Annotated in this window: 23 protein-coding genes and 1 tRNA gene; 7 read left to right on the forward strand and 17 right to left on the reverse strand. The window is 71.3% G+C overall.

Features of this window, described 5'->3' with window-relative positions; translation table 11 throughout:
* Positions 1-3 precede the first annotated feature (3 nt).
* From O7614_RS25470 to O7614_RS25495, 6 genes are all read right to left on the reverse strand, one after another.
* Complete coding sequence (locus O7614_RS25470; RefSeq protein WP_278140966.1) at positions 4-552, reverse strand: hypothetical protein; 549 nt, start codon at positions 550-552, stop codon at positions 4-6.
* 7 nt (positions 553-559) lie between these two features.
* A complete protein-coding gene (locus O7614_RS25475; RefSeq protein WP_278140967.1) occupies positions 560-1,132 on the reverse strand; it encodes a DinB family protein in 573 nt (190 codons plus the stop codon).
* An 84-nt stretch (positions 1,133-1,216) separates the two neighbouring features.
* Positions 1,217-1,426 carry a heavy metal-associated domain-containing protein gene (locus O7614_RS25480; protein ID WP_278140968.1) on the reverse strand — a complete coding sequence of 70 codons (210 nt, stop codon included), beginning with the start codon at positions 1,424-1,426 and terminating at the stop codon, positions 1,217-1,219.
* Positions 1,423-1,839: a nuclear transport factor 2 family protein gene (locus O7614_RS25485; protein WP_278140969.1), complete on the reverse strand. Its 417-nt coding sequence runs from the start codon at positions 1,837-1,839 to the stop codon at positions 1,423-1,425. Before O7614_RS25485 ends, O7614_RS25480 begins: the two co-directional genes overlap by 4 nt.
* Before the next feature lie 140 nt (positions 1,840-1,979).
* Positions 1,980-2,117, reverse strand: a complete 138-nt coding sequence (locus O7614_RS25490; RefSeq protein WP_278140970.1) for a hypothetical protein — start codon at positions 2,115-2,117, stop codon at positions 1,980-1,982.
* The gene (locus tag O7614_RS25495) at positions 2,108-2,296 is read right to left on the reverse strand and encodes a hypothetical protein (RefSeq protein WP_278140971.1); all 189 of its coding nucleotides are present in this window, start codon (positions 2,294-2,296) and stop codon (positions 2,108-2,110) included. Before O7614_RS25495 ends, O7614_RS25490 begins: the two co-directional genes overlap by 10 nt.
* Before the next feature lie 300 nt (positions 2,297-2,596).
* On the opposite strand from O7614_RS25495, the gene O7614_RS25500 reads away from it, so the two are divergent.
* Positions 2,597-3,130: a hypothetical protein gene (locus tag O7614_RS25500; RefSeq protein ID WP_278140972.1), complete on the forward strand. Its 534-nt coding sequence runs from the start codon at positions 2,597-2,599 to the stop codon at positions 3,128-3,130.
* 331 nt (positions 3,131-3,461) lie between these two features.
* Here O7614_RS25500 and O7614_RS25505 read toward each other — a convergent pair.
* The 7 genes from O7614_RS25505 to O7614_RS25535 form a co-directional block, all read right to left on the reverse strand.
* Positions 3,462-3,533: transfer RNA gene (locus tag O7614_RS25505), tRNA-Val, on the reverse strand.
* 77 nt (positions 3,534-3,610) lie between these two features.
* The gene (locus O7614_RS25510; protein ID WP_278140973.1) at positions 3,611-4,075 is read right to left on the reverse strand and encodes a peroxiredoxin; all 465 of its coding nucleotides are present in this window, start codon (positions 4,073-4,075) and stop codon (positions 3,611-3,613) included.
* A gap of 85 nt (positions 4,076-4,160) precedes the next feature.
* A complete protein-coding gene (locus O7614_RS25515; RefSeq protein WP_007463483.1) occupies positions 4,161-4,598 on the reverse strand; it encodes a DUF3052 domain-containing protein in 438 nt (145 codons plus the stop codon).
* 112 nt (positions 4,599-4,710) lie between these two features.
* Positions 4,711-7,335: a thiamine pyrophosphate-dependent enzyme gene (locus tag O7614_RS25520; protein WP_278140974.1), complete on the reverse strand. Its 2,625-nt coding sequence runs from the start codon at positions 7,333-7,335 to the stop codon at positions 4,711-4,713.
* A 51-nt stretch (positions 7,336-7,386) separates the two neighbouring features.
* Entirely contained in the window at positions 7,387-7,791 is a 405-nt protein-coding gene (locus O7614_RS25525) for a MarR family winged helix-turn-helix transcriptional regulator (protein WP_278142380.1), read from the reverse strand.
* Positions 7,792-8,354: 563 nt separating this feature from the next.
* Entirely contained in the window at positions 8,355-8,759 is a 405-nt protein-coding gene (locus O7614_RS25530; protein WP_278140975.1) for a YjbQ family protein, read from the reverse strand.
* Between the two features lie 105 nt (positions 8,760-8,864).
* Positions 8,865-9,305, reverse strand: coding sequence for a hypothetical protein (locus O7614_RS25535; RefSeq protein WP_278140976.1), 441 nt, complete (start codon positions 9,303-9,305; stop codon positions 8,865-8,867).
* 178 nt (positions 9,306-9,483) lie between these two features.
* On the opposite strand from O7614_RS25535, the gene aceE reads away from it, so the two are divergent.
* A complete protein-coding gene (aceE, locus tag O7614_RS25540) occupies positions 9,484-12,222 on the forward strand; it encodes a pyruvate dehydrogenase (acetyl-transferring), homodimeric type (RefSeq protein ID WP_347404374.1) in 2,739 nt (912 codons plus the stop codon).
* Between the two features lie 315 nt (positions 12,223-12,537).
* Here the strand turns inward: aceE and O7614_RS25545 are convergent, their stop codons facing one another.
* On the reverse strand, positions 12,538-12,984 hold the full coding sequence (locus tag O7614_RS25545; RefSeq protein ID WP_088988232.1) for an SRPBCC domain-containing protein: 447 nt from the start codon (positions 12,982-12,984) through the stop codon (positions 12,538-12,540).
* Between the two features lie 187 nt (positions 12,985-13,171).
* On the opposite strand from O7614_RS25545, the gene O7614_RS25550 reads away from it, so the two are divergent.
* The 3 genes from O7614_RS25550 (at position 13,172) to gltX (ending at position 17,291) form a co-directional block, all read left to right on the forward strand.
* Positions 13,172-14,521, forward strand: coding sequence for a GH1 family beta-glucosidase (locus O7614_RS25550; protein ID WP_278140977.1), 1,350 nt, complete (start codon positions 13,172-13,174; stop codon positions 14,519-14,521).
* A complete protein-coding gene (locus O7614_RS25555) occupies positions 14,518-15,795 on the forward strand; it encodes an MFS transporter (RefSeq protein WP_278140978.1) in 1,278 nt (425 codons plus the stop codon). Before O7614_RS25550 ends, O7614_RS25555 begins: the two co-directional genes overlap by 4 nt.
* 86 nt (positions 15,796-15,881) lie before the next feature.
* Positions 15,882-17,291, forward strand: coding sequence for a glutamate--tRNA ligase (gene gltX, locus O7614_RS25560; RefSeq protein WP_278140979.1), 1,410 nt, complete (start codon positions 15,882-15,884; stop codon positions 17,289-17,291).
* A 66-nt stretch (positions 17,292-17,357) separates the two neighbouring features.
* Here the strand turns inward: gltX and O7614_RS25565 are convergent, their stop codons facing one another.
* Entirely contained in the window at positions 17,358-17,954 is a 597-nt protein-coding gene (locus O7614_RS25565; RefSeq protein WP_278140980.1) for a copper resistance CopC family protein, read from the reverse strand.
* 269 nt (positions 17,955-18,223) lie between these two features.
* Here O7614_RS25565 and O7614_RS25570 point away from each other — a divergent pair, with 269 nt between their 5' ends.
* Complete coding sequence (locus O7614_RS25570) at positions 18,224-18,874, forward strand: hypothetical protein (protein WP_278140981.1); 651 nt, start codon at positions 18,224-18,226, stop codon at positions 18,872-18,874.
* A gap of 90 nt (positions 18,875-18,964) precedes the next feature.
* On the opposite strand, the gene O7614_RS25575 is transcribed toward O7614_RS25570, so the two are convergent.
* The gene (locus tag O7614_RS25575) at positions 18,965-19,294 is read right to left on the reverse strand and encodes a hypothetical protein (protein WP_278140982.1); all 330 of its coding nucleotides are present in this window, start codon (positions 19,292-19,294) and stop codon (positions 18,965-18,967) included.
* A 208-nt stretch (positions 19,295-19,502) separates the two neighbouring features.
* Positions 19,503-20,045, reverse strand: coding sequence for an orotate phosphoribosyltransferase (locus O7614_RS25580; protein ID WP_278140983.1), 543 nt, complete (start codon positions 20,043-20,045; stop codon positions 19,503-19,505).
* Between the two features lie 119 nt (positions 20,046-20,164).
* Between O7614_RS25580 and O7614_RS25585 the strand changes: the two genes are divergently transcribed.
* Complete coding sequence (locus tag O7614_RS25585) at positions 20,165-21,370, forward strand: histidine kinase (protein WP_278140984.1); 1,206 nt, start codon at positions 20,165-20,167, stop codon at positions 21,368-21,370.
* Positions 21,371-21,372: the final 2 nt, after the last annotated feature.

The following is a 21,372-nucleotide window of genomic DNA, read 5'->3' on the forward strand; positions in this document are numbered from 1 at the left end:
GCGTCACTCGCCCCCGTCCAACACCTGGCGTACCGCGTCGACGAAGGAGAGCCGGTGCTTCGTCCGTGCCTCGATCGCGGCGATCCACCGCTCCCTGTGCCCCTCGCGTAGCGGCGTCGCCGGGTCGCCCGGCTGGTCACGGAAGCGGCGCTGGTCGGCGTATTCCAGGGTGAGGCTGGTCAGCACCGACCGGGCCACCGAGTCCACAGCCGCCGGGCCCTCCAACAACACCAGGTTGTACGCCTCGTCCACCGCGCGCATCGCCGCGTACGCCTCGTCGTAGCCGGGCACCGGCTCACTCCCGCCAGCTTCGAGCCACCGCCGGTCCAACTGCCGGTACGCCTGGTCGCAGGCGCTCAGGAACCCGACGTACGCGTCCCGGCGGAGCTCGTCCCGGCGCGTCGCCCGGCGCTCGACGCTCTCCTGCCGGGCGACGGTGAGCTGGTGGGCCAGTTGCCGGCGGGTGCTGAGCGCGCCGACCAACCCGGTCAGGCCGGCGGCGGCCAACGTGGACAGTGAGGTGATCAGCGCGACGGCGACAGTGTCCTGCACCGGCCCATCATGGCGTGAGTGGTGCCGCCGGCCGGGGCGGGTCCTCCCCGGTGAGCCCGTCCACCGATTCGCGGATCAGGTCGGCGTGGCCGACGTGCCGGGCGTACTCCTCGATCAGGTCGACGAGGATCCGCCGCAGGCTCGGCACTCGGCCGTCGGGCCACTCGCCCCGGGCCAACTGCTCCGGTCCGGCGTCGGTCAGTAGCTCGGCCACGATGGCGCGGGAGCGGGCCACCGAATCCCGCCAGAGCGTGTAGAGCTGCTCCGGGGTGTCCTCGGCGGCTGACCGCCAGTCCCAGCCAGGGTTCGCCTCCCAGTCGATGGTGTCCCAAGGGGCGCCGGGCGAGCGCCCGGCCAGCTTCAGTGAGAAGTAGAAGCTCTCGACGAGGGCGAGGTGCTTGAGCAGCCCGCCCAGGGTGATCGACGACGGACCGAGCGTCGCCCGCAGACCGTCGGCGTCGAGCCCACCGGTCTTCCACGCGAAGGTCGCGCGCTGGCGCTCCAGGGAGCCCAGCAGGGTGGCGGTCTCGTCGCCCGCGATCGGTGGCTCGCAGTGACCGTGCTCGTCTGCGTTGGTCATGGTGATCGAGGCTAACGAGCCGCCCGAGGGAGGTCCATCCCGCGCGGACACGAATGGAGTTCCGACGGCTGGTTCGGCTGGACCTCAGGCGTCAGGCAATTCGTAACCCGCTTCCTCGACTGTGGCCCGCACGTCGGCGACGTCGAGGAGACGGTCGCTGTGCACCGTGACAGTGTCGTTCTCGACATCCACCACCACGGCGGTGACCCCGGGGATTCGCTCGATCTCCTCGGTGACGAAGCCTGCGCAGTGCCCGCAGGCCATGCCGACCACACGATAGGTTCGGACGCTCACGTCGCCACGCGTCCCTGATCTCCGGCCTGAACGGGAACCGAGCGGGTGAGCATGTGCGCCCGACGCATCCGCCCGTCGTCGGTGAACTGACCGAAGAAGTGAACCTCCACACTGCCCTCGCGCTTCGAGGTCTGGAAATGCAGGGTGTAGCGAGCGGCGATCCGATCCCCGTCCGCTATCGCCTCGTGCACCTCCCACCGGGCGCCGGTCTGGTGCTTGCGCGCCGGACGGGTGTGTGCGATGAGCTTGGCGCGGTCCATCAGGTTGCCGTCGGCGACCTGCACAATGTCGGGCGTGTGGTAACGGTCGACGACCACTGCCGGATCCTCGTCGCCGCGAACCAGGTCGTTCATGAAAGAGGTGAAGAAGTCTGCGATGAACTCTTTCGGATTGGCGCCCTCAAGACCGTTCATGCCACCCACCGATCAGCCCGCGGCAGGCCGGCGCTGCTTCGACCACCGCAGGGCATCCCACCGTTCGCGCGTTTCAGCAGGCCCAGGCCGACGCCCTGCTCCCCTGGCTGGCCACCCGCCTCCGTGACCCGGCGGGCGGGTCAGGGCGCCGTCGGCGTCGACTCCAGGTGGCGTGCCAGTTGCGCCAGGTCGGCAAGGCGCAGGTCGCCGTCGAGGCCCTTCAGCGCGGCGGTCATCGCCCAGGGCAGCCCCAACCGGGCCAGCGCGTTCAGCAGCACGCCTCCCGCCGCAGTTCGCCCCGGCGGGTCGCCCGCCGCTCGACGTTCTCCTGCCGGGAAAGGGTGAGCTGATGAGCACGTTGCCGGCGGGTACTGAACGCCCCGACCATGCCGGTCACGGCCACCGCGGCCGACGTGGACAGTGCGGTGATGAGCGCGACGGCGACGGTGTCCTGCACCCGCCGATCATGGCGGTGCCAGGAATGGGTGTTCAGCGGGAATTACCGCCGGGAGCCGAGCTGCCACGCCGACACGGCCCCCTCCACACCGGGCAAGAGCCGACCTTGCACAGGCAGTCGCATGCGAATAGATTGATCTCTGCGAGAGAGCCCTGTTCCCGAGACCGTCGGGTGGTGTGCCTTCATCCGAACGGGGCTGCTCGCGCATTTGATGCGGCAGATGCCGCACCACCAAGTCACACGGGGGTGTCTATGAAGTTGCACAGGACGAAGCAGGCAATCGGGGCCACAATGGTGGCGTTGACGCTGATCTGGCCGGCAACCGCCAGCAGCGCGGCGGTACCCGACGAGACGGCGACGAATTCATCTTTTGTCACCGATGACGAGACTCGGGCAATGCGGCAGGCGCTGCAGGCCGAGGTGAACCGGCGCACGACGCTGTCCGCGACGGGCTCCGTCTGCTACGCCGTTCACCTTCAGAACATCGACGGTTGGCTTTACCCGTATTGCGATGGGCAGATCGCCGGCACCACCGGCCAGAATCGACAGATCGAGGCGTTCGCCGTCACCGGCACGGGCGGCGTCTGCTATTCCGCCCACGTGCAGAACATCGGTTGGCAGTCAGAACGCTGCGACAACGAGGATGCTGGCACCATGGGCAGGAACCTCCAGTTGGAGGCCTTCAAGGTCAAGGCCACCGGGGCAATCCACCGAATCTGCTACGAGGCCCATGTGCAGAACCTCGGCTGGCAGGGGCAGCGTTGCGACGGTCAGGTGGCCGGCACCGTCGGGCAGAACCGCCAGATTGAGGCAATGGCCATCGACATGAAGTAACACGCGGGGTGTGGTCGCGGGGCCGGCGGCCCCGCGACTGCGCCGTGGCGGCTCGTCGACCGAGGTGCATCGGCCCGTCCTGCTCGGCACCGAAGGACCCCGATGGCCGACCCGGCATCTCGGTCGCCCCTGCCGCCCGCGACCGGCGGCAGCCCTACCGCGAGCGGTCAGCCCGACCACAGCGAGGAGCCTATGGCACAGGGGCCGCAGGCCAGCGCGTACCCGGCGGGGAAGGTCGAACAGACGTGGGCGGGGCGGCGATCGCGGCGCTGCGGAACCTCGTGAACAGGTAGCCCTCTGAAACGGGGCTGGTCGTCCTCATGGTGAAGGGTGGGCGCGGCAGGTTTCGAACCTGCGACCCCTCGCTTGTAAGGCGAGTGCTCTCCCACTGAGCTACGCGCCCGGATCGCCCGTACGGCGGGCCGGTGGCTGGCAAGCTTACCCTGCCCGCCGCCGACCCGGGCGCACGGCGTACCCCGGTCAGATGGTCGCTTCGGCGATGGCCTTGCGCCAGCCCTGCTGGTCGCGGGCCTCGCCCGGGCCGTTCATCTCGGCGAAGCGGACCACGCCGGTCTTGTCGATGACGAAGGTGCCCCGGTTGGCGAAGCCGGCGGTGTCGTTGAAGACCCCGTACGCCTGGGCGACTGCGCCGTGCGGCCAGAAGTCGGCCAGCATGGGGAACTGGTAGCCCTCCCGGTCCGCCCAGACCTTGTGGCTGTAGACCGAGTCGACGCTCACCGTCAGCACCTGGACGTCGTCGTTCACGTACTCGGCGAGGTTGTCGCGCACCTCGCCCAGCTCACCCTGACAGACGCCGGTGAACGCGAGCGGGTGGAAGACCAGCAGGACGACACGCCTGCCCCGGAAGCCGGAGAGCCGGACCTCCTGGTTGTTCTGGTCCTTGAGTACGAAGTCGGGTGCCTCGGCACCAACTTCGACGGGCATGCGGACCCTCCTCGGCTCGGTCAGGGAGACAGCACCAGGCTGCCACCCGGCGGCGTGGACCGCCGGGCGTGCGAAGCGAGGCGGGCTACTTCTTGGCCTTGGCCCCTCGCCGCAGCACCAGTCGTGCCCCGCTCCAGTCCCGGCCGGCGTTCACGGTCGAGGTCTGCTGCAGGCCGGCGGTGGGTGCGGACTCCGCGACCTCGCTCGGCTCGACGTGCCCGTCACGCCCCGCCTTCGGGGTGAGAAGCCACACCACACCGTTGTCGGCCAGCGGGCCGAGGGCATCGACGAGAAGCTCGAAGAGGTCACCGTCGCCGTCGCGGTACCAAACCAGCACCGCGTCGACCACCTCGTCGGTGTCCTCGTCGACCAGATCTCCACAGCGGTCGGTCAGGGCGTCTCGGAGATCCTGGTCGACGTCGTCGTCGTACCCCATCTCCATGACGACCATCCCCGGTTCGATCCCGAACCGGTCCGCCAGGCTGCGTACCCCGTCGGCGGCCTGACCAGCGGTCGCGCTCACTGTCGCGTGCCTCCTCATCTCGTCCCTGCTCGCGGCGTCGGTGCGACGCCGTCAGGCAAAGTCCACACAGTTGTTGGTCTGCGCGCAAGTGGCGCACCGGGTGGAACGGAATTTACCGTGCCAGCAGCGTACGGGCACCGTCGGTAATGGCTTCCGTGGAGACCAGAACATGACGTGCTGCCGGACCTAATGGTACAAACGAGTCAACTCCGGCTACTCGCCGCGCGGCACCGACATATCCGGCGTCGACCAGAGCGGCGATCACCCCCTCGCCGACCCCGCCGGAGCGGCGCGTCTCGTCCACGACCAGCACCCGGCCGGTCGCCGAAGACTCCCGGATGATGTCGGCCACCGGCAGCGGGGCCAGCCAGCGCAGGTCCACCACCCGGGTGCCGACCCCCTCCTCGGCGAGGACGGCCGCAGCCCGCAGCGACATCCGCACCCCGTTACCGAAGGTGATGATGGTCAGGTCGTCCGCCGAGCCGACCTGGTAGACCCGGGCACGGCCGACCGGCACGTGCCCGGCGACCCACGCCCCCGGCTCGGGATAGCCCGCCAGCCACTCCCCGTCACCATCGGCGTACAGGTCGCGGGTGTGGTAGAGCGCGATCGGCTCCACGAACACGCACACGCTGCCGTCCACCGCCGCGCTGGCCAGGCAGGTCCGCAGCATGGGCGCGGCGTCGTCCGGCCGCGCCGGCACCGCGACCACCAGACCGGGCACATCCCGGAGTACGGCCACCGAGTTGTCGTTGTGGAAGTGCCCGCCGAACCCCTCCTGGTACGCCAACCCGGCCACCCGCACGACCATCGGGTTGCGGAACGCCCCCTGCGAGAAGAACCGCATGGTGGCCGCCTCACCACGGAGCTGGTCCTCGGCGTTGTGCAGGTACGCCAGGTACTGGATCTCCGGCACCGGCAGCATCCCGGCCAGCCCCGCGCCCAGCCCCAACCCCAGCACCGACGTCTCGTCCAGCAGGGTGTCGAAGACCCGGGCCGGCCCGAACCGGTCGCGCAGCCCCTTCGTCACCCCGTACACGCCACCCTTGGCGGCCACGTCCTCACCGAAGACCGCCATCTGCGGGTGGTCGAGCATCCCGTCGGCGAGCGCCGCGTTGATGCTCTGCGCGAGGGTCATCGGACCGGTCAGCTCCGGCGGCTTGCCGCCGAACGCCTCCGCCCGGGCGCCCGCGCACGGCCCGCTGGCCCGCGCCGCGGCGTCGGCCACCGCCCGCGCCACCCGCACCGGGCGGCGGGGCGCCAGCGCCGACACCACGTCGGCCGCCGACGTCAGCTTCGGCTCCCCCAGCACCTCCTCGGCCAACCGGCGGACCTGCCAGCCGGTCTCGTCGTACCGGGTCAGCAGCTCCTCGCCGGTCGCCACCCCGGCGTCGACGAGCAGGCGCGCGGTCGCGGCCACCGGATCCCGGTCCAGGTCCTCGGCCAGCTCGGCCGGGCTGCGGTACGCCGACTCCGCGTCCGCCCCGGCGTGCCCCATCAGCCGGACGGTGCGCAGGTGCAGCACCGCTGGACGGCGGTTCCGGCGTACCCAGGCCGCGGCCTGGGCAGCCACCTCGTACGTCCGCACGGGGTCGGCCCCGTCGGCGCTGAAGTAGCGGATGCCCGGCTTGGCCCGCAGCGTCGCCTCCACCCAGCCCTCCGGTGACCGGACGCTGATGCCCAGCCCGTTGTCCTCGCAGACGAAGAGCACCGGAATGCGCAGCCCGGCGTGGTCGTACCACCCGGCGGTGTTGAAGGCGGCGGTGGCGCTGGCGTGGTTGACCGAGGCGTCGCCGAACGAGCAGACCACTATCGCGTCCGGCGGCCACGGGACGGGTGCGTCGCCCGCGCCACTGCCGACCCGCACCCCGGCCCCGGTACGCCGCCCGGCGCTGTCCAGCCGGCGCAGCCGTTCCACGGCCAGTCCCATCCCGACCGCACGAGGCAGGTGCGAGGCGATGGTGGAGGTGGTCGGCACGATGGCCAGGTCGGCCCGGCCGAACACCTTGTGCCGGCCGCCGGCGATCGGCTCCTCGCGGGAGGCGACCATCCCGCGCAGCACGTCCCGGGCCGCGTCCGCGTACACGGCGAACCCACCGACACTCGTCGGAGCCAGCTCGGGCGCGGACGGATCGGGACCGGTGGTCGTCTCGGCGGCGGTCGGCGCTGAACCGGTGCTCGGCTCCCGATCGCCGGCCTCCGCCGCATCGACGGTCGAGCCCCGGCCACCGGTCACCGGCGCATCGACGGTCGAGCCCCGATCACCGGTCGCCGCCGCATCGACGGTCGAGCCCCGGCCACCGGTCACCGGCGCATCGGCGGTCGAGCCCCGGCCACCGGTCACCGGCGCATCGGCGACGGGCCCCGGCGCGCTGGTCGACGCTGGACCGGCGGCGGACTGGGCGGCACGGAGGCAGTAGAAGGCACCGGAGCGGTAGTGCAGCAACGCCGGATCGGTCGGGCGCAGCGCGGCGGCGACCGCGGCGTTGCCCTCGTGCCCAGCCGAACCGATGGTGTAGAAACCCTCCCCGAAGCTGCGCAGCCAGCGGCCGGCCAGGTCGAGTTGCCGGCTGGTCACCTGCGCGTCGAACAGGTCGAGCACCTGCGCGCCGGTCAGTGGGGCGTCGTCGGTGATCGGGTCGGCGGGGTCACGCCGACGCTCGGCGGCGGGCAGCGCCGCCAGCGTCTCCCGGAACCGGTCGTCGAGGTCTTGCGGGGTGGTCACGCCGCCCAGCATTACCGACGGGGGGCCCGCTCGCCCAGTGGGACACGGCCGCCACGGGTCGACTCACTCCGGATCGCAGGGCTCCGGAAAGCCACCGTCGGACACCTTCCAGACCAGGTCACGCAGGGTGCCGAGCTCCGCGTCGCTCAGCGCGGACAGGAGTCGGGAGTCGGACATCACCTCGGTCACCCGGTTCCGTTCGACGCGGCCCCGCTCGGTCACCACCAACGTCTTCTGCCGCCGGTCCGCCGGGTCGGTGCGTCGTTCGACCAGCCCGGCCTGCTCCAACTTGTCGACCAGCACCGTCACGTTCGACCGGTCGCAGCCCAGTTGGCCGGCGAGATCACGGGCCGGCAGCGGGTGATCCGGGTCCAGCTGGTGCAACGCCCGCGCCGCAGCCGGGGTGAGCCCCAACTCGGCGAACGCGGCGCCCTGCCGGTGCCGCAGGGCGTCGCTGACGTGGGCCATCCGGCGCAGCACGTCGGCGGCGAGACCAGCGCGGTCCACCGGTCCACCTGCTACGGAACCCGCCTCCTGCGTCACCGCCACATCGTACGCACCGGGCCCGCCTGATCAGCTCAGCGATCAGGTTCGCGCACGCCGCCCACCGGGGCGACGCCGTGCACGCCTCGGCCCGACCGCGGAGCAAGCCCTCGCCGACAACCCCGACCGATCCGCAAAATCCGCGCAACATCAGGGAAACTGCCGCTTCGGCACACAGCGAGGCAGCACTTTCAGGGAAGTTGCCGCCTCGGCGGGCGACGAGGCGGCACTTTCAGGGAGGTTGCGCGGATCTTGAGGGCCCGACGGCGGAGTAGGGCGGCGATCAGCCGGCAAGGACGGGCGGTGGCGCCTCCGCCTCGCGCAACATCCTGGATGTAGTGGCATCCCCGCGCGACCGACACCACTACAACCAGGATCGAGCACGATCTTGGCGCGGGGCGCGGGGCGCGGGGCGCGGGGCGCGGGGCGCGGGGCGCGAGGCGCGAGGCGCGAGGCGCGAGGCGCGAGGCGCGAGGCGCGAGGCGCGGTCAGCCGGGGAGGAAGGAGAAGCGGACCTGACGGGTCGGGTTGTCGCCGTTGGTGTCGACGAGGCAGATCGACTGCCAGGTGCCGAGCGCCAGCCGGCCGGCCAGCACCGGCAGCGTGGCGTACGGCGGGACGAACGCCGGCAGCACGTGGTCGCGGCCGTGGCCGGCTGAGCCGTGCCGGTGCCGCCAGCGGTTGTCGGTGGGCAGCAGCGCGTCGATGGCGGTCAGCAGGTCGTCGTCGGACCCCGAACCGGTCTCGATGATCGCCACACCGGCGGTGGCGTGGGGCACGAAGACGTGCAGCAGGCCGTCGCCCGCACCGGAGACGAACTGCTGGGCCTCCGCGGTGATGTCGCGGACGGCCGGGCGGGACCCGGTCTGGACGGTGATGACGTCGCTGCGCATACCCCGCATTCTGCCGCAGCGGCGGATCAGGAACTGCCACCACCGCTATCGCAGTCGCCGCCGCACTGGGTCAGCCCGCGCCGGCGTCACCCACCCCGACCCGGGTCACGAACTGCCACCACCGCCACCGCCACCGGAGTCGCCGCCGCCGGACCAGCCACTGCCCGAGTCACTGCCGGACCAGCCGGACCAGCCTCCACCGGCGTCACCGCCTGTACCGCCGACCGATTCGCTGCCGCCGGAGCTGTCGCCGTCGCGCTGACGGTTGACGTGCCACTCGCTGCCGACGTCCCCGGTCGGCCCCGGGTAGACGTGGTGGCCGCTGTCGTCGGTGTCCGGACGGCGTCGGCCGGACCCGCCCGGTACACGGGCCGCGCGGGCCGTGTCCCGGAGGAAGACGGCGCCGAGCACCGCCACGAGCGCGCCGATGGCCGCCAGCCCCACCAACACCGCCTCACCGGAGGCGACGGCCACCACGCCGACCACCAGGCCCACGCCCCCGAGAACAATCATGGTCGCGGCGACCGCGACATGCCTCCTGTTCATGTCCGCAACGGTAGGAGTGGAGGGCAAACCGCCCAGAATCCACAGCGTCGTCGCGCTAAGTTACCGACGGGTACCTGTGTTGAGCGTCGCGTCAGGGGCCCCTAGACGTGACGACAGGTGCCACCAGGGGGCAGGATGGCGCTAGAGACCTATCCCACACACAACCGAGGGAACGCCTGTGGCTACGGAACGCAAGCGCCCGGTGATCAGCGACGGCCTACCGAGCCAGCTTCCGGACATCGACCCTGAAGAGACCAGCGAATGGGTCGAGTCGCTTGACGGTGTCATCGACGAGCGTGGCGCCAAACGCGCCCGGTACGTCATGCTGCGCCTGCTGGAGCGGGCCCGTGAGCGCCAGGTCGGGGTTCCGCCCCTGACCACCACCGACTACATCAACACCATCCCGTCGGAGCGCGAACCGTGGTTCCCGGGTGACGAGCATGTCGAGCGGCGGATCCGGGCGTACGTCCGGTGGAACGCCGCCATGCTGGTGCACCGGGCACAGCGCCCGGAGATCGGCGTCGGTGGGCACATCTCGACCTTCGCCAGCTCGGCGTCGCTCTACGAGGTGGGCTTCAACCACTTCTTCCGGGGCAAGAACCACCCGGGCGGCGGCGACCACATCTTCTACCAGGGTCACGCCTCCCCCGGCATGTACGCGCGGGCGTTCCTGGAGGGGCGGCTCAGCGAGCACCAGCTCGACGGGTTCCGCCAGGAGCTGTCGCACCCCGGCGGTGGGTTGCCGTCGTACCCGCACCCGCGGCTGATGCCGGACTTCTGGGAGTTCCCCACCGTCTCGATGGGTCTCGGCGGTCTGAACGCGATCTACCAGGCCCGGTTCAACCGGTACCTGCAGCACCGGGGCATCAAGGACACCTCGCAGCAGCACGTGTGGGCGTTCCTCGGCGACGGTGAGATGGACGAGCCGGAGACGCTGGGCGCCATCGGCGTGGCCGCCCGCGAGGAGCTGGACAATCTCACCTTTGTGATCAACTGCAACCTGCAGCGGCTGGACGGCCCGGTCCGGGGCAACGGCAAGGTCATGCAGGAGCTGGAGGCGTTCTTCCGGGGCGCCGGCTGGAACGTGATCAAGGTGGTCTGGGGCCGCGAGTGGGACCCGCTGCTCGCCGCGGACACCGACGGCGCATTGGTCAACCTCATGAACACCACGACCGACGGCGACTACCAGACCTACAAGGCGGAGTCGGGCGCGTACGTACGGGAGCACTTCTTCGGGCGCGACGCGCGTACCCGCAAGATGGTGGACCCGCTCAGCGACGACGAGATCTGGAACCTCAAGCGGGGCGGGCACGACTACCGCAAGCTCTACGCGGCCTACAAGGCGGCCACCGAGCACACGGGTCAGCCCACCGTCATCCTGGCGAAGACGATCAAGGGCTGGACGCTCGGCTCGCACTTCGAGGGCCGCAACGCGACCCACCAGATGAAGAAGCTGACGCTGGAGGACCTCAAGACCTTCCGCGACCGGCTCTACCTGGACATCCCGGACTCGGCGCTGGAGGAGAACCCCTACCTGCCGCCGTACTACAACCCGGGTGAGAAGTCCGACGAGATCCAGTACCTGAAGGAGCGGCGCGAGCAGCTCGGCGGCTACCTGCCGTCCCGGCGGACCAGCACCAAGCGGCTGACCATCCCCGGCCCGGAGCGGTTCGCCGACGTCAAGCGCGGCTCGGGCAAGCAGAAGGTGGCCACCACGATGGCCTTCGTCCGCTTGCTCAAGGACATCATGAAGGACAAGGAGTTCGGCAAGCGCTGGGTGCCGATCATCCCGGACGAGGCCCGCACCTTCGGCCTCGACTCGATCTTCCCCACCGCGAAGATCTACTCGCCGCACGGCCAGCGGTACACGTCCGTCGACCGGGAGCTGTTCCTGTCGTACAAGGAGTCGACGACCGGGCAGATCCTGCACGAGGGGATCAACGAGGCCGGTTCGGTGGCCTCGTTCACCGCCGCCGGCTCGGCGTACGCCACCCACGACGAGCCGATGATCCCGATGTACATCTTCTACTCGATGTTCGGGTTCCAGCGGACCGCCGACGGGCTGTGGGCCGCGGCCGACCAGATGGCTCGGGGCTTCCTGCTGGGCGCCACCGCCGGCCGGACCACGCTCAACGGTGAGGGCCTGCAGCACGAGGACGGTCACTCGTTGCTGATCGCCGCCACCAACCCGGCGGTGGTCGCGTACGACCCGGCGTTCTCGTTCGAGATCGCGCACATTATGGAGCAGGGCCTGCACCGGATGTACGGGGACGCGCAGGAGAACGTCTTCTACTACCTGACGGTCTACAACGAGCCGATCCTGCAGCCGGCCGAGCCGGCCGGGGTGGACGTGGAGGGCCTGCTCAAGGGCATCTACCGCTACTCCCCGGCACCGCAGGTGGACGGCCCGAGGGCCAACGTGCTCGCCTCCGGCACCGGCATGCAGTGGGCGCTCAAGGCCCAGCAGCTGCTCGCCCAGGACTGGGGGGTGGCCGCCGACGTGTGGTCGGTGACCTCCTGGACCGAGCTGCGTCGCGACGCGGTGGAGACCGAGGAGTACAACCTCCTCAACCCTGGGGCCGAGGCGAAGATCCCGTACATCCAGCAGAAGCTGGCCGACGCGGACGGCCCGAAGGTCGCTGTCAGCGACTGGATGCGGGCCGTACCGGACCTGATCGCCCGGTGGGTGCCCGGTGACTACACGTCGCTCGGCACCGACGGCTTCGGCATGTCGGACACCCGGCACGCACTGCGCCGGCACTTCCACGTCGACGCAGAGTCGATCGTGGTGGCCACGCTGCGGCAGCTCGCGCGCAGCGGCGCGGTGGCGGCCACCGTGCCGGCCGAGGCCGCGAAGAAGTACGCGATCGACGACGTCAACGCCGCCCCGGTCGGCGAGACCGGCGGCGACAGCTAGACCCGTACGACCAACGAGGGGCCCGGGCGCATCCGCACCCGGGCCCCTCGCCACGCGCACCCCCACGCCCCCACGCCCTCGCGCCCCCGCGCCCCCGCGCCCCCGCGCCCTCGCGCCAGCGTCGATCATGGAGTTGTGGTGGGGACGAAGCGGTTGGAACGCCGCGAATCAGGCACCACAAGTCCATGATCGACGCCGAGCAGCGCCAGCGGGAACGGTGAGGGTGGGCGGAAACGGCAGCGGCGGGGGTCCGGGGTCCCTGGCGGGGATCCGGACCACCGCCGTCGCGGGTGACGCCGGGAGGATGGGCGCTCGTCAGCCGACGGCGGCCAGGTCGGTGAGCCGGGCCAGCGAGTCCTCCAGGTCGGCACCGACCCGACGTAGTCCGAGGCGCAGCAGGGCCGCCTTGACCGGGCCGGCCGGCCAGCGGACCACGATGAGCCGCACGATGGTCCCGCCCTCCTCCTCGTCGGTGGTGAGCTGGACGTAGATCTCGGTGCGTGCCTCCGCCCGAGAGCCGGCGCCCTTGGCCCGTTCCCGCCAGCCGATCAGCGTCGGCTCCTGGTAGGCGATCACCTCGGCCTCGTGCGCCGAGCCGCGCCCCGCCTGGACCAGTTGTCGCCGGCCGAAGCCCTCTCCCGAGAGCACTTCGGCCGCGCGGACCCCCGCCAGCCAGGCCGGCAACTGCTCGGCCCGCTGGACGACATCCCAGACCACTTCAATTGGCGCCGCCACGTGCGCACTGCGTTCAACGAGGATCATTTCCGTCTTCCTCCGGTGAGGACATCACACGATATCGGCACTCTATGCGCTAAATCGGACTTACCTGGACGGGTTTGGAAAAAGACACGCCGATCAGCCATTGCGGATTGCGCCAGGCCGGCCTATGGCGCATTCATCGAGAGCGCTTTAAAGTCCCGAACACGTTTCACGTTGACCGGGAGGGCGCATGTCGACCGCACCGATGCCCCAGTTCCCCACCGGCTTCCGTTGGGGCGTATCCACCTCGGCCCACCAGATCGAGGGCGCCACCACCGCCGGCGGGCGTGGTCCGTCCATCTGGGACACGTTCGCGCGCTCGCCCGGCCGGATCAGCGACCACAGCACCGGTGCGGTGGCCTGCGACCACTACCACCGGCACACCGAGGACGTCGCGTTGCTGGCCGGGCTGGGAGTCTCCGCCTACCGGTTCTCCATCGCCTGGCCCCGGGTCCAGCCCACCGGCAACGGACCGGCCAACACGGCCGGCCTGGACTTCTACGACCGCCTGGTGGACGAGCTGCTGACCGTCGGCATCGACCCGGTGGCCACCCTCTACCACTGGGACCTGCCCCAACCGCTCGAAGACGGCGGCGGCTGGCTGGACCGAGACACCGCCGCCCGATTCGCCGAGTACGCGGACCTGACCGCCGCCCGGCTCGGCGACCGGGTCCGGCTCTGGATCACCCTGAACGAGCCGTTCATCCACATGAGCATGGGCTACGGGATGGGCGTGCACGCCCCCGGCCGGATGCTGCTCTTCGACGCCTTTCCGGTCGCCCACCACCAACTGCTCGGGCACGGGCTCGCCGTCGCCGCGCTGCGGGCCCACACCGCCAACCCGGTCGCGATCGCCAACAACTACTCCCCGGTGCGGGTGCTCGGCGACAGCGACGCCGACCGGGCCGCCGGTGCCGCGTACGAGGCGCTGCACAACCGGCTCTTCACCGATCCGCTGCTCGGCCGCGGCTACCCGGAGCTGCCCGGCCTCGAACCGGGGATCGTCCAGCCAGGCGACCTCGACACGATCGCCGCACCGATCGACGTGCTGGGGGTCAACTACTACAACCCCACCGGGGTACGCGCTGCCGAGGAGGGCTCGCCCCTGCCGTTCGACCTGGTCCCGCTGGACGGCTACCCCCGTACCGCCTTCGACTGGCCGGTGGCCCCCGACGGGCTGCACGAGCTGCTCGGCTGGCTCCGTGACACCTACGGAGACGCGCTGCCGCCCATCGAGATCACCGAGAGCGGTTGCGCGTACGACGACGCGCCGGACGCGGACGGGCAGGTGGCCGACCCGGAACGGATCGCGTACCTGGACGGGCACCTGCGAGCCGTCCGGGCGGCCATCGACGACGGAGTCGACGTGCGCGGGTACTTCGTCTGGTCGCTGCTGGACAACTGGGAGTGGGCCGAAGGGTTCACCAAACGCTTCGGCCTCGTGCACGTCGACTACGGCACCCAGACCCGTACGCCGAAGTCGTCGTACACCTGGCTGCGGGACGTCATCGCGGCCAGCCGGCCGGGGTCGGCGCGGTGACCACCCTCGACCCGACGCCGGCGTCGCTGCCGGCGGCGCTCGCCGAGCCGACGGTGCCGGTGCGGCGCGGCTGGATCGGGCTGATCTTCGCCGCCAACCTCGGCGTCTGGATGGCGTTCTTCACGCCCATCCAGGTGCTACTGCCGCAGCAGATCGAGCAGATCGCGCCCGGCGACAAGGAGAACATGCTGGCCGTGGTCACCGGCCTCGGCGCTCTGGCGGCGGTGCTCGCCAACCCCCTGGCTGGCGCGTTCTCCGACCGGACCTGCCTGCGGATCGCCGGGCGGGAGTTCGGTCGCCGGCACGTCTGGACCGCGGGCGGGGCGCTGCTCGGCGCGGCGGCCCTGGTGCTGCTGGCCCAGCAACGGACCATCCTCGGGGTCGCCCTCGGCTGGGTCGCCGCCCAGGTCTGCTTCAACGCGATGCTGGCAAGCCTCACCGCCGCCATCCCGGACCGGGTGCCGGTGACGCAGCGTGGCGGCGTCTCGGGTTGGGTGGGCATCCCGCAGGCGCTGGGGCTGGTGCTCGGCGCGGTGCTGGTCACCGCCCTGGTCACCGGGAACGCGGCCGGCTACCTGGCCATCGCCGTGGCCATGCTGCTGCTGTCGCTGCCGTTCGCGCTCCTCACCCCCGACGAGCCGCTGCCGCGTACGCATCGGCCGGCGCTGCGCACCCGGGCGCTGCTGGCCTCGATGTGGATCAGCCCGCGCCGGCACCCGGACTTCGCCTGGGCGTGGATCACCCGGTTCCTGGTCCAGCTCGGCAACGCCCTGGGCACCCTCTACCTGCTGTACTTCCTCACCGACGGGGTGCGCCACCCCGACCCAGAGGGCTCGCTGCTGGTGCTGATCCTGCTCTACACGCTCGGCATGATGCTGACCGCGGTGGTCGCCGGCCGGTTGTCGGACCGTTCCGGGCGTCGGAAGATCTACGTGATCGCATCCGGGCTGATCATGGCGGTGGCGGCGCTGCTGCTCGCGGTCGCGCCGGTCTGGCCGATGGCGATCGTCGCGGCGCTGCTGCTCGGCGCGGGCTACGGCGTCTACCTCTCGGTGGACGCCGCGTTGATCACGCAGGTGCTGCCCCGGGCCACCGACCGGGCCAAGGACCTCGGCGTCATCAACATCGCGAACTCGGCTCCGCAGGTGCTCGGGCCGGCGCTCTCCGCCCCGCTCGTGGTGTACCTGGGCGGCTACCCCACGCTCTACGCGGTCACCGCCGTGGTCACCCTGATCGGCAGCGCGTTGGTCGTCAAGATCCGCTCGGTCCCCTGAGCGGTAAGGAAGGGCCCCCTGTACAACACCAGGCGATAAGAAGGGGCCCTTCCTTACTCGGTCGACGGTCGCCGTAGGCTGGGGGTGTGACGGTACGTGTGCGCTTCGCCCCCTCCCCGACCGGTATGTTCCACGTCGGCGGCGCCCGCTCGGCGCTGCAGAACTGGATCTACGCCAAGCAGCAGGGCGGGGTGTTCGTGCTGCGTATCGAGGACACCGACGCGGCGCGCAACAAGCCCGAGTGGACCGAGGGCATCCTCTCCGCGCTGGACTGGATCGGCATCTCCCGGGGCAGCTACGAGGGCCCGTACTTCCAGTCGGAGAACGCCGGTGAGCACCGGGCCGCCGCCGCCCGGCTCTACGAGTCGGGCCGCGCCTACTACTGCGACTGCACCCGTGAGGACGTGCAGGCCCGCACCGGCTCGCAGTACCAGGGCTACGACGGCTACCACCGCGACCGTGGCCTCGGCCCAGGCCCGGGGCACGCGCTGCGCTTCCGTACGCCCGACGAGGGCACCACAGTGGTGGTCGACCTGATCCGCGGCGAGCCCACCTTCGAGAACAAGCTCATCGAGGACTTCGTCATCGCCCGGGGTGACGGATCGCCGGTCTTCCTGCTGGCCAACGTCGTCGACGACATGACCATGGGGATCACCCACGTGATCCGGGCCGAGGAGCACCTGCCCAACACCCCCAAGCAGCAGCTGCTCTGGGAAGCCCTCGGCGTCAAGCCGCCGGTCTGGGCGCACGTTCCGGTGGTGGTCAACGAGAAGCGGCAGAAGCTCTCCAAGCGCCGGGACAAGGTCGCCCTGGAGGCGTACCGCGACGAGGGCTACCTCGCCGGAGCGATGCGCAACTACCTGATGCTGCTCGGCTGGGCCCCCTCCGGCGACCGGGAGATCGTTCCCTGGTCGGTGATCGAGGACGAGTTCCGGCTGGACGAGGTCAACCTCTCCTCGGCGTTCTTCGACGAGAAGAAGCTGCGCGCGTTCAACGGCGAGTACATCAGGGCTCTGCCGGTGGCCGAGTTCGTCGACGCCTGCCAGCCGTGGCTGACCGGCACCGGGACCATCGCGCCACCGCCGTGGCAGCCCGAGGAGTTCGACGCCGACGCGTTCGCCGCCGTGGCGCCGCTGGCCCAGACGCGGATCGCGGTGCTCAGCGAGATCGTGCCGAACGTCGACTTCCTCTTCCTCGCATCGCCACTGATCGACGAGGCCGCGTGGACCAAGACGATGAAGGACGGCTCCGGGGAGCTTCTGGACGACGCCGTCGCGGCGTTCGAGGCGCTGGAGTCCTGGGACGCCGAGTCGCTGAAGTCCACGCTGGAGGCGGTCGGCGCCGAGCGGGGGCTCAAGCTCGGCAAGACGCAGGCGCCCGTGCGGGTCGCGGTGACCGGCCGCACCGTGGGTCTGCCGCTGTTCGAGTCGTTGGAGGTGCTCGGCCGCGAGCGCACCCTGGCCCGGATGCGCGCCGCCCGGCTCCGCCTGGTCTGACCTCCGAGCACCGGGCTCCTGCGCCGTCTCCGCCGCCGGCAGCCAGCCGGGCTGGTGCCCGGCCGCTCAGCGGCGTCGGGCTCGGAGCCACCGCTGCAATCCGACGACGAGTGCGCCCACCAGCAGAGCCGCCACGATGGTCCACAACCAGCCGCGTACCTGGCTGCCCTCCTGCGCGGCCGGCACCGGGCTGGCCGCCGGGGTCGCGTCGACGGCCGCGGTGGCGACCCGGGAAGTGTCGGCGGTCGGACCCGCCGCCGCGGCCGTCGGGGCGGTGCCACCGGCGGTCGGGGCGACGCCGCCGGCGGGCGCGGACGGGTCAGCGGCCGTACCGGTGGTCAGGGTGAACCGCACCTCGCCCTTCACCGGGTGCCCGTCGGAGGACGCGAGCTGGTAGCCCACGATGTAGAGACCCGCCGCTGCGGGCTTGAACGGCACCCGCACGCGGCTGCCGTCGAAGACCGGTGGGCCGCCAGCGACCACATTGTCCGGCCCGGTTATTGTGATCTTCGTCGTTGCCGGTGCCGGCTTGGCGAGGAACCGCAGCTCGATCCGGGCGGGTGCCGTCGCCACTCGGGCACCGTCACGCGGGTCGCTGCCGGTCAACGAGTTGTGCGCGGCCGCTGGCGTCGGCGGTGCCAGAAACGACACACCGAACGCCACGCCGAGCACCACTGGCACAACCCGCGCCGTACGTGTAACCCTGCCCCCCATGAACCCCTCCGTAAGGGTACGATCCGCCCGCTGATCAAACGGCTCCTCATTAGTCGAGCCGAGATCGCAGATAGTTCCAATTACTGTTCCACAAGCTGCAACTCATCGACGTTCCCCGGAGTCTGTAAGGATGACCCCGGCATCCGGTCGGCTTCGCACCGGCAGACCGGTCCGGACGTCACAACGATGCCATCCATCGAACGGGGCGAGGAGGCGGGATGGTCCGACAGATGAGGCGGTTGTCCGCCGTGCTGGCGGGCGCGCTGGCGACGGCGCTGCTGTCACTCGGCACCACAGGCCCGGCCTCGGCGGCGCCGAAACCCGCACCCGCCGCAGTGGACATCACCGGCGTGGGGCTGTCCGCGCCGCTGCGGTTACGCGCGGAAACGCAGCCCGCCCACGTCGGAGCGGTCATCGACCAGGTCAACTTCCTCAGTGGTACCGGCATGGCCAACGGGCCGAAGCCGGCCGACCTCGGTCCGAAGTACACGGTCGTGGTGCTCGCCGGGGAGACGCCGAAGCAGACGTATGACCTCTATCCGAAGGCAGTCGGTGGCCCCCGGGTCTACCGGCCCGCGAAGCAACCGGACGGGCGCAAGATCAGCGCCGGTTGGTTCCTGGGTCGACTCAGCATGTCCGAGACCCTGCGCACCGCCGGCGTGCCGCTGGAACGGCAGTTCGACACGGTCAGCGGCGGCGTGGGCGGCGGCGAGCGGGTGCTCCCGGAGGACACCCTCGACCCGGCCAAGGATCTCAACGAGGCGCTCGGCGACCTGCAACGGCTGCTGCTGCTCAACGTCGGGGTGATGCTCACCATCACGGTCGGCCTCGCCGGGATCGCCCTGCTGATCCGCCGCCGCACGCGCTGATCCGCCGCCGCACGCGGGACGACCGCCGCACGCGCGGAACGACCGCCGCACGCTGCACGGCAGCGCACCCAGGTCAGCGACGGGCGGTGGTCAGCACCAGCGGCGGGGTGGGCGTTCGCGGCGGGTGGCCCGCGGACGCGGCCGGACCGGGCCGTGCCGATGCGCCCCGGCCCAGCCGGGAAGTTCGCTGAGGCAACCAGCCGGGACGTCGACGTCAGACTCACCGAGGACGGTGGGCTCGCCGGAGCGCTGCCGCGGAAGAGGGCTCTCGTCGTCGGCCCGACCGGCGAGCGGCTCCGCCGGGTGCGATGGCACGCCGCCGACCGACCGGCGGTGCTTACCTGCCGGCTGTGGGTCGTGGTGCCCCGGCCGGCCGGGCTCGCCCTGGGCGCAGCCGTGTTCGGCCTCCCCGTGCGCCATCCCCGGTCTCCTCACGTTCGTCTACCCCCGGGTGCTCCCCGACGTGCCCTGTCACCGTACTGGCCGGGACCGACGGGCCGCGCACGGCGTACCCGCGTCAGGACCGGGCGGCACCCGGAGACGACGGTGAGCTCGGGAACCCGTTGCGCAGTTCACAGCTTCTTTTCGCGCCGTTCATCCGTGGTTCGCGACCGGGGCGGTCCGGCGGTCAGTGGACCCGGTGAGCCTCCAGGTCGGCCCGGGTGAAGAGCGCCCGCAGCGTCACGCCGTGACCGGCGAGCGTCTGCGCACCGCCCTCGGCCCGGTCGATGACACAGAGGGCGTGCTCCACCCGGGCATCCAGTTCGCGTAGCTGGCCGGTCGAGATGACCACCTGACCGCCGGAGGTGACCACGTCCTCGACCACGAGCACCCGCCGGCCGACCAGCTCCGCCCCCTCGGCCAACCGGGCCGTCCCGTACGGCTTGGCGTTCTTGCGGACGAAGGCGCAGGGCAACCCGGTGTGCCGGCCGAGCGCGGTCACCACCGGGATTCCGCCCAGCTCCAACCCGGCGAGCACCTCGGTGTCCGTCGGAACGAGAGGTGCCAGCTGGGCGGCCACCCGGTCCAACAGGCGAGGATCCGCCTCGAAGCGGTACTTGTCGAAGTACTCGTCGGCGGTCCGCCCGGAACGGAGCACGAACGTTCCCGTCAGCCGGCAGGTGGCGTCGATCTCACGGGCCAACGCGGCCCGAGCTTCCACATCAGTCATGATGATCATTCTTCTGTCATCGGGGCGCTTTCCGCGTACCCCTTTCGGCGCATACCGGGGACGGCGGCGTCCTCCCCCGGTCGGAGTCCGACCGGGTGCGGCTGTGGTGGGATCGGGGCATGCGTCCGCCACCGTGGCTCGGCTCCGGCACCCGCGGCCGGGATCTGGCGCTGGCCGGGGCGTCGCTGGCCGGGGGCCTGGTGCTGTGGACCCTCGGCTGGCAACCGCAGATCCGTCCGCACCCGGACGTGCCGCCCGCCCTGTTTCTTCCACCGCTGCTGGCGATGTGCGTCGCCGTGGGCCTGCGCCGAGTCGCTCCGCGCACCAGCCTGACCATCGGCACCGCGGCAGTGGTGGTGGACATCGCGCTCGGCGGATCGCTGGGGACGATCCTGATCTACACCCAGGTGCTCTACGACGCCTGCGTCTACGGCCCGCCACGGCTGTGGCGGTGGCTGCTGCGGGCGACCGTCGGGCTGAGTCTGGTCGGTGCGATCGTCGGCGTGGTCCTCGCCGACCAGTGGAGCGGGGTGGCCATCGGGGTGCTGGTGGTGCTCGTCGGCCTGCTGCCGGTCCTGACCGGGATCAGCGTGCGGCAGTACCGCGACCAGGCTGCCGCCGAACGCGCCCGGGCCGAACAGACCGCACGGCTGGTCGAGTTGGATCGGCGGCAGGCGGTGAGCGCGGAGCGGGCCCGGATGGCCCGAGAGCTGCACGACGTGGTCGCCAACCACCTCAGCGCGGTGGCGATCCACGCCACCGCCGTGCTGTCCGTGCCCGGGCTGGACCGCGGCCAGGTCGAGTCGGCGTTGCGGGTGATCCGGGAGAGCAGCGTGCAGGGCCTGGCCGAGATGCGTCAGATGATCGAGGTGCTACGCGAACCGGGGCCCGGGGGCGGGCCCGCCCCGACGGGCGACGGCGCAGCCCTGCCGGAGCTGGTCAGCGCGCGGCTCACCGAGACCGACGAGCTGGTCGAGCGGGTGCGGGCCGCCGGCCTCGCGGTCCGGGTGCACACCGACGGCGCACCGGGGCCGCTGCCGGTGGGGGTGGACCTCGCCGCGTACCGGATCGTGCAGGAGTCGCTGACCAACGCGCTCAAGCACGGTACGGGTGAGGCGGACCTCACGATCGCGTACCGGCCGGCGGAGGTGGTGCTGACGGTGGAAAACCCGGTGTGCCGGGACGGGGCCGGGCTACCCGGCGCCGGCGCCGGGCTGATCGGGATGCGGGAGCGCGCCACCCTGCTGGCCGGTCGGTTCAGCGCCGGACCGCACGACGGCCGCTGGCAGGTACGCGCCGCGCTGCCCATCGGGGAGGACGGGTGAAC

The sequence above is a fragment of the Micromonospora sp. WMMD961 genome, assembly GCF_029626145.1.
GTDB lineage: Bacteria > Actinomycetota > Actinomycetes > Mycobacteriales > Micromonosporaceae > Micromonospora.

What these genes read in the sequence shown, in the direction of transcription:
- O7614_RS25475 (WP_278140967.1), bottom strand. Translation starts at nt 1,132, where the DNA reads ATGACCAACGCAGACGAGCACGGTCACTGCGAGCCACCGATCGCGGGC.
- O7614_RS25485 (WP_278140969.1), bottom strand. Translation starts at nt 1,839, where the DNA reads ATGAACGGTCTTGAGGGCGCCAATCCGAAAGAGTTCATCGCAGACTTC.
- O7614_RS25510 (WP_278140973.1), bottom strand. Translation starts at nt 4,075, where the DNA reads ATGCCCGTCGAAGTTGGTGCCGAGGCACCCGACTTCGTACTCAAGGAC.
- O7614_RS25520 (WP_278140974.1), bottom strand. Translation starts at nt 7,335, where the DNA reads ATGCTGGGCGGCGTGACCACCCCGCAAGACCTCGACGACCGGTTCCGG.
- O7614_RS25525 (WP_278142380.1), bottom strand. Translation starts at nt 7,791, where the DNA reads ATGGCCCACGTCAGCGACGCCCTGCGGCACCGGCAGGGCGCCGCGTTC.
- O7614_RS25530 (WP_278140975.1), bottom strand. Translation starts at nt 8,759, where the DNA reads ATGCGCAGCGACGTCATCACCGTCCAGACCGGGTCCCGCCCGGCCGTC.
- O7614_RS25535 (WP_278140976.1), bottom strand. Translation starts at nt 9,305, where the DNA reads ATGAACAGGAGGCATGTCGCGGTCGCCGCGACCATGATTGTTCTCGGG.
- O7614_RS25545 (WP_088988232.1), bottom strand. Translation starts at nt 12,984, where the DNA reads ATGATCCTCGTTGAACGCAGTGCGCACGTGGCGGCGCCAATTGAAGTG.
- O7614_RS25550 (WP_278140977.1), top strand. Translation starts at nt 13,172, where the DNA reads ATGTCGACCGCACCGATGCCCCAGTTCCCCACCGGCTTCCGTTGGGGC.
- O7614_RS25570 (WP_278140981.1), top strand. Translation starts at nt 18,224, where the DNA reads ATGGTCCGACAGATGAGGCGGTTGTCCGCCGTGCTGGCGGGCGCGCTG.
- O7614_RS25575 (WP_278140982.1), bottom strand. Translation starts at nt 19,294, where the DNA reads ATGGCGCACGGGGAGGCCGAACACGGCTGCGCCCAGGGCGAGCCCGGC.
- O7614_RS25580 (WP_278140983.1), bottom strand. Translation starts at nt 20,045, where the DNA reads ATGACTGATGTGGAAGCTCGGGCCGCGTTGGCCCGTGAGATCGACGCC.
- O7614_RS25585 (WP_278140984.1), top strand. Translation starts at nt 20,165, where the DNA reads ATGCGTCCGCCACCGTGGCTCGGCTCCGGCACCCGCGGCCGGGATCTG.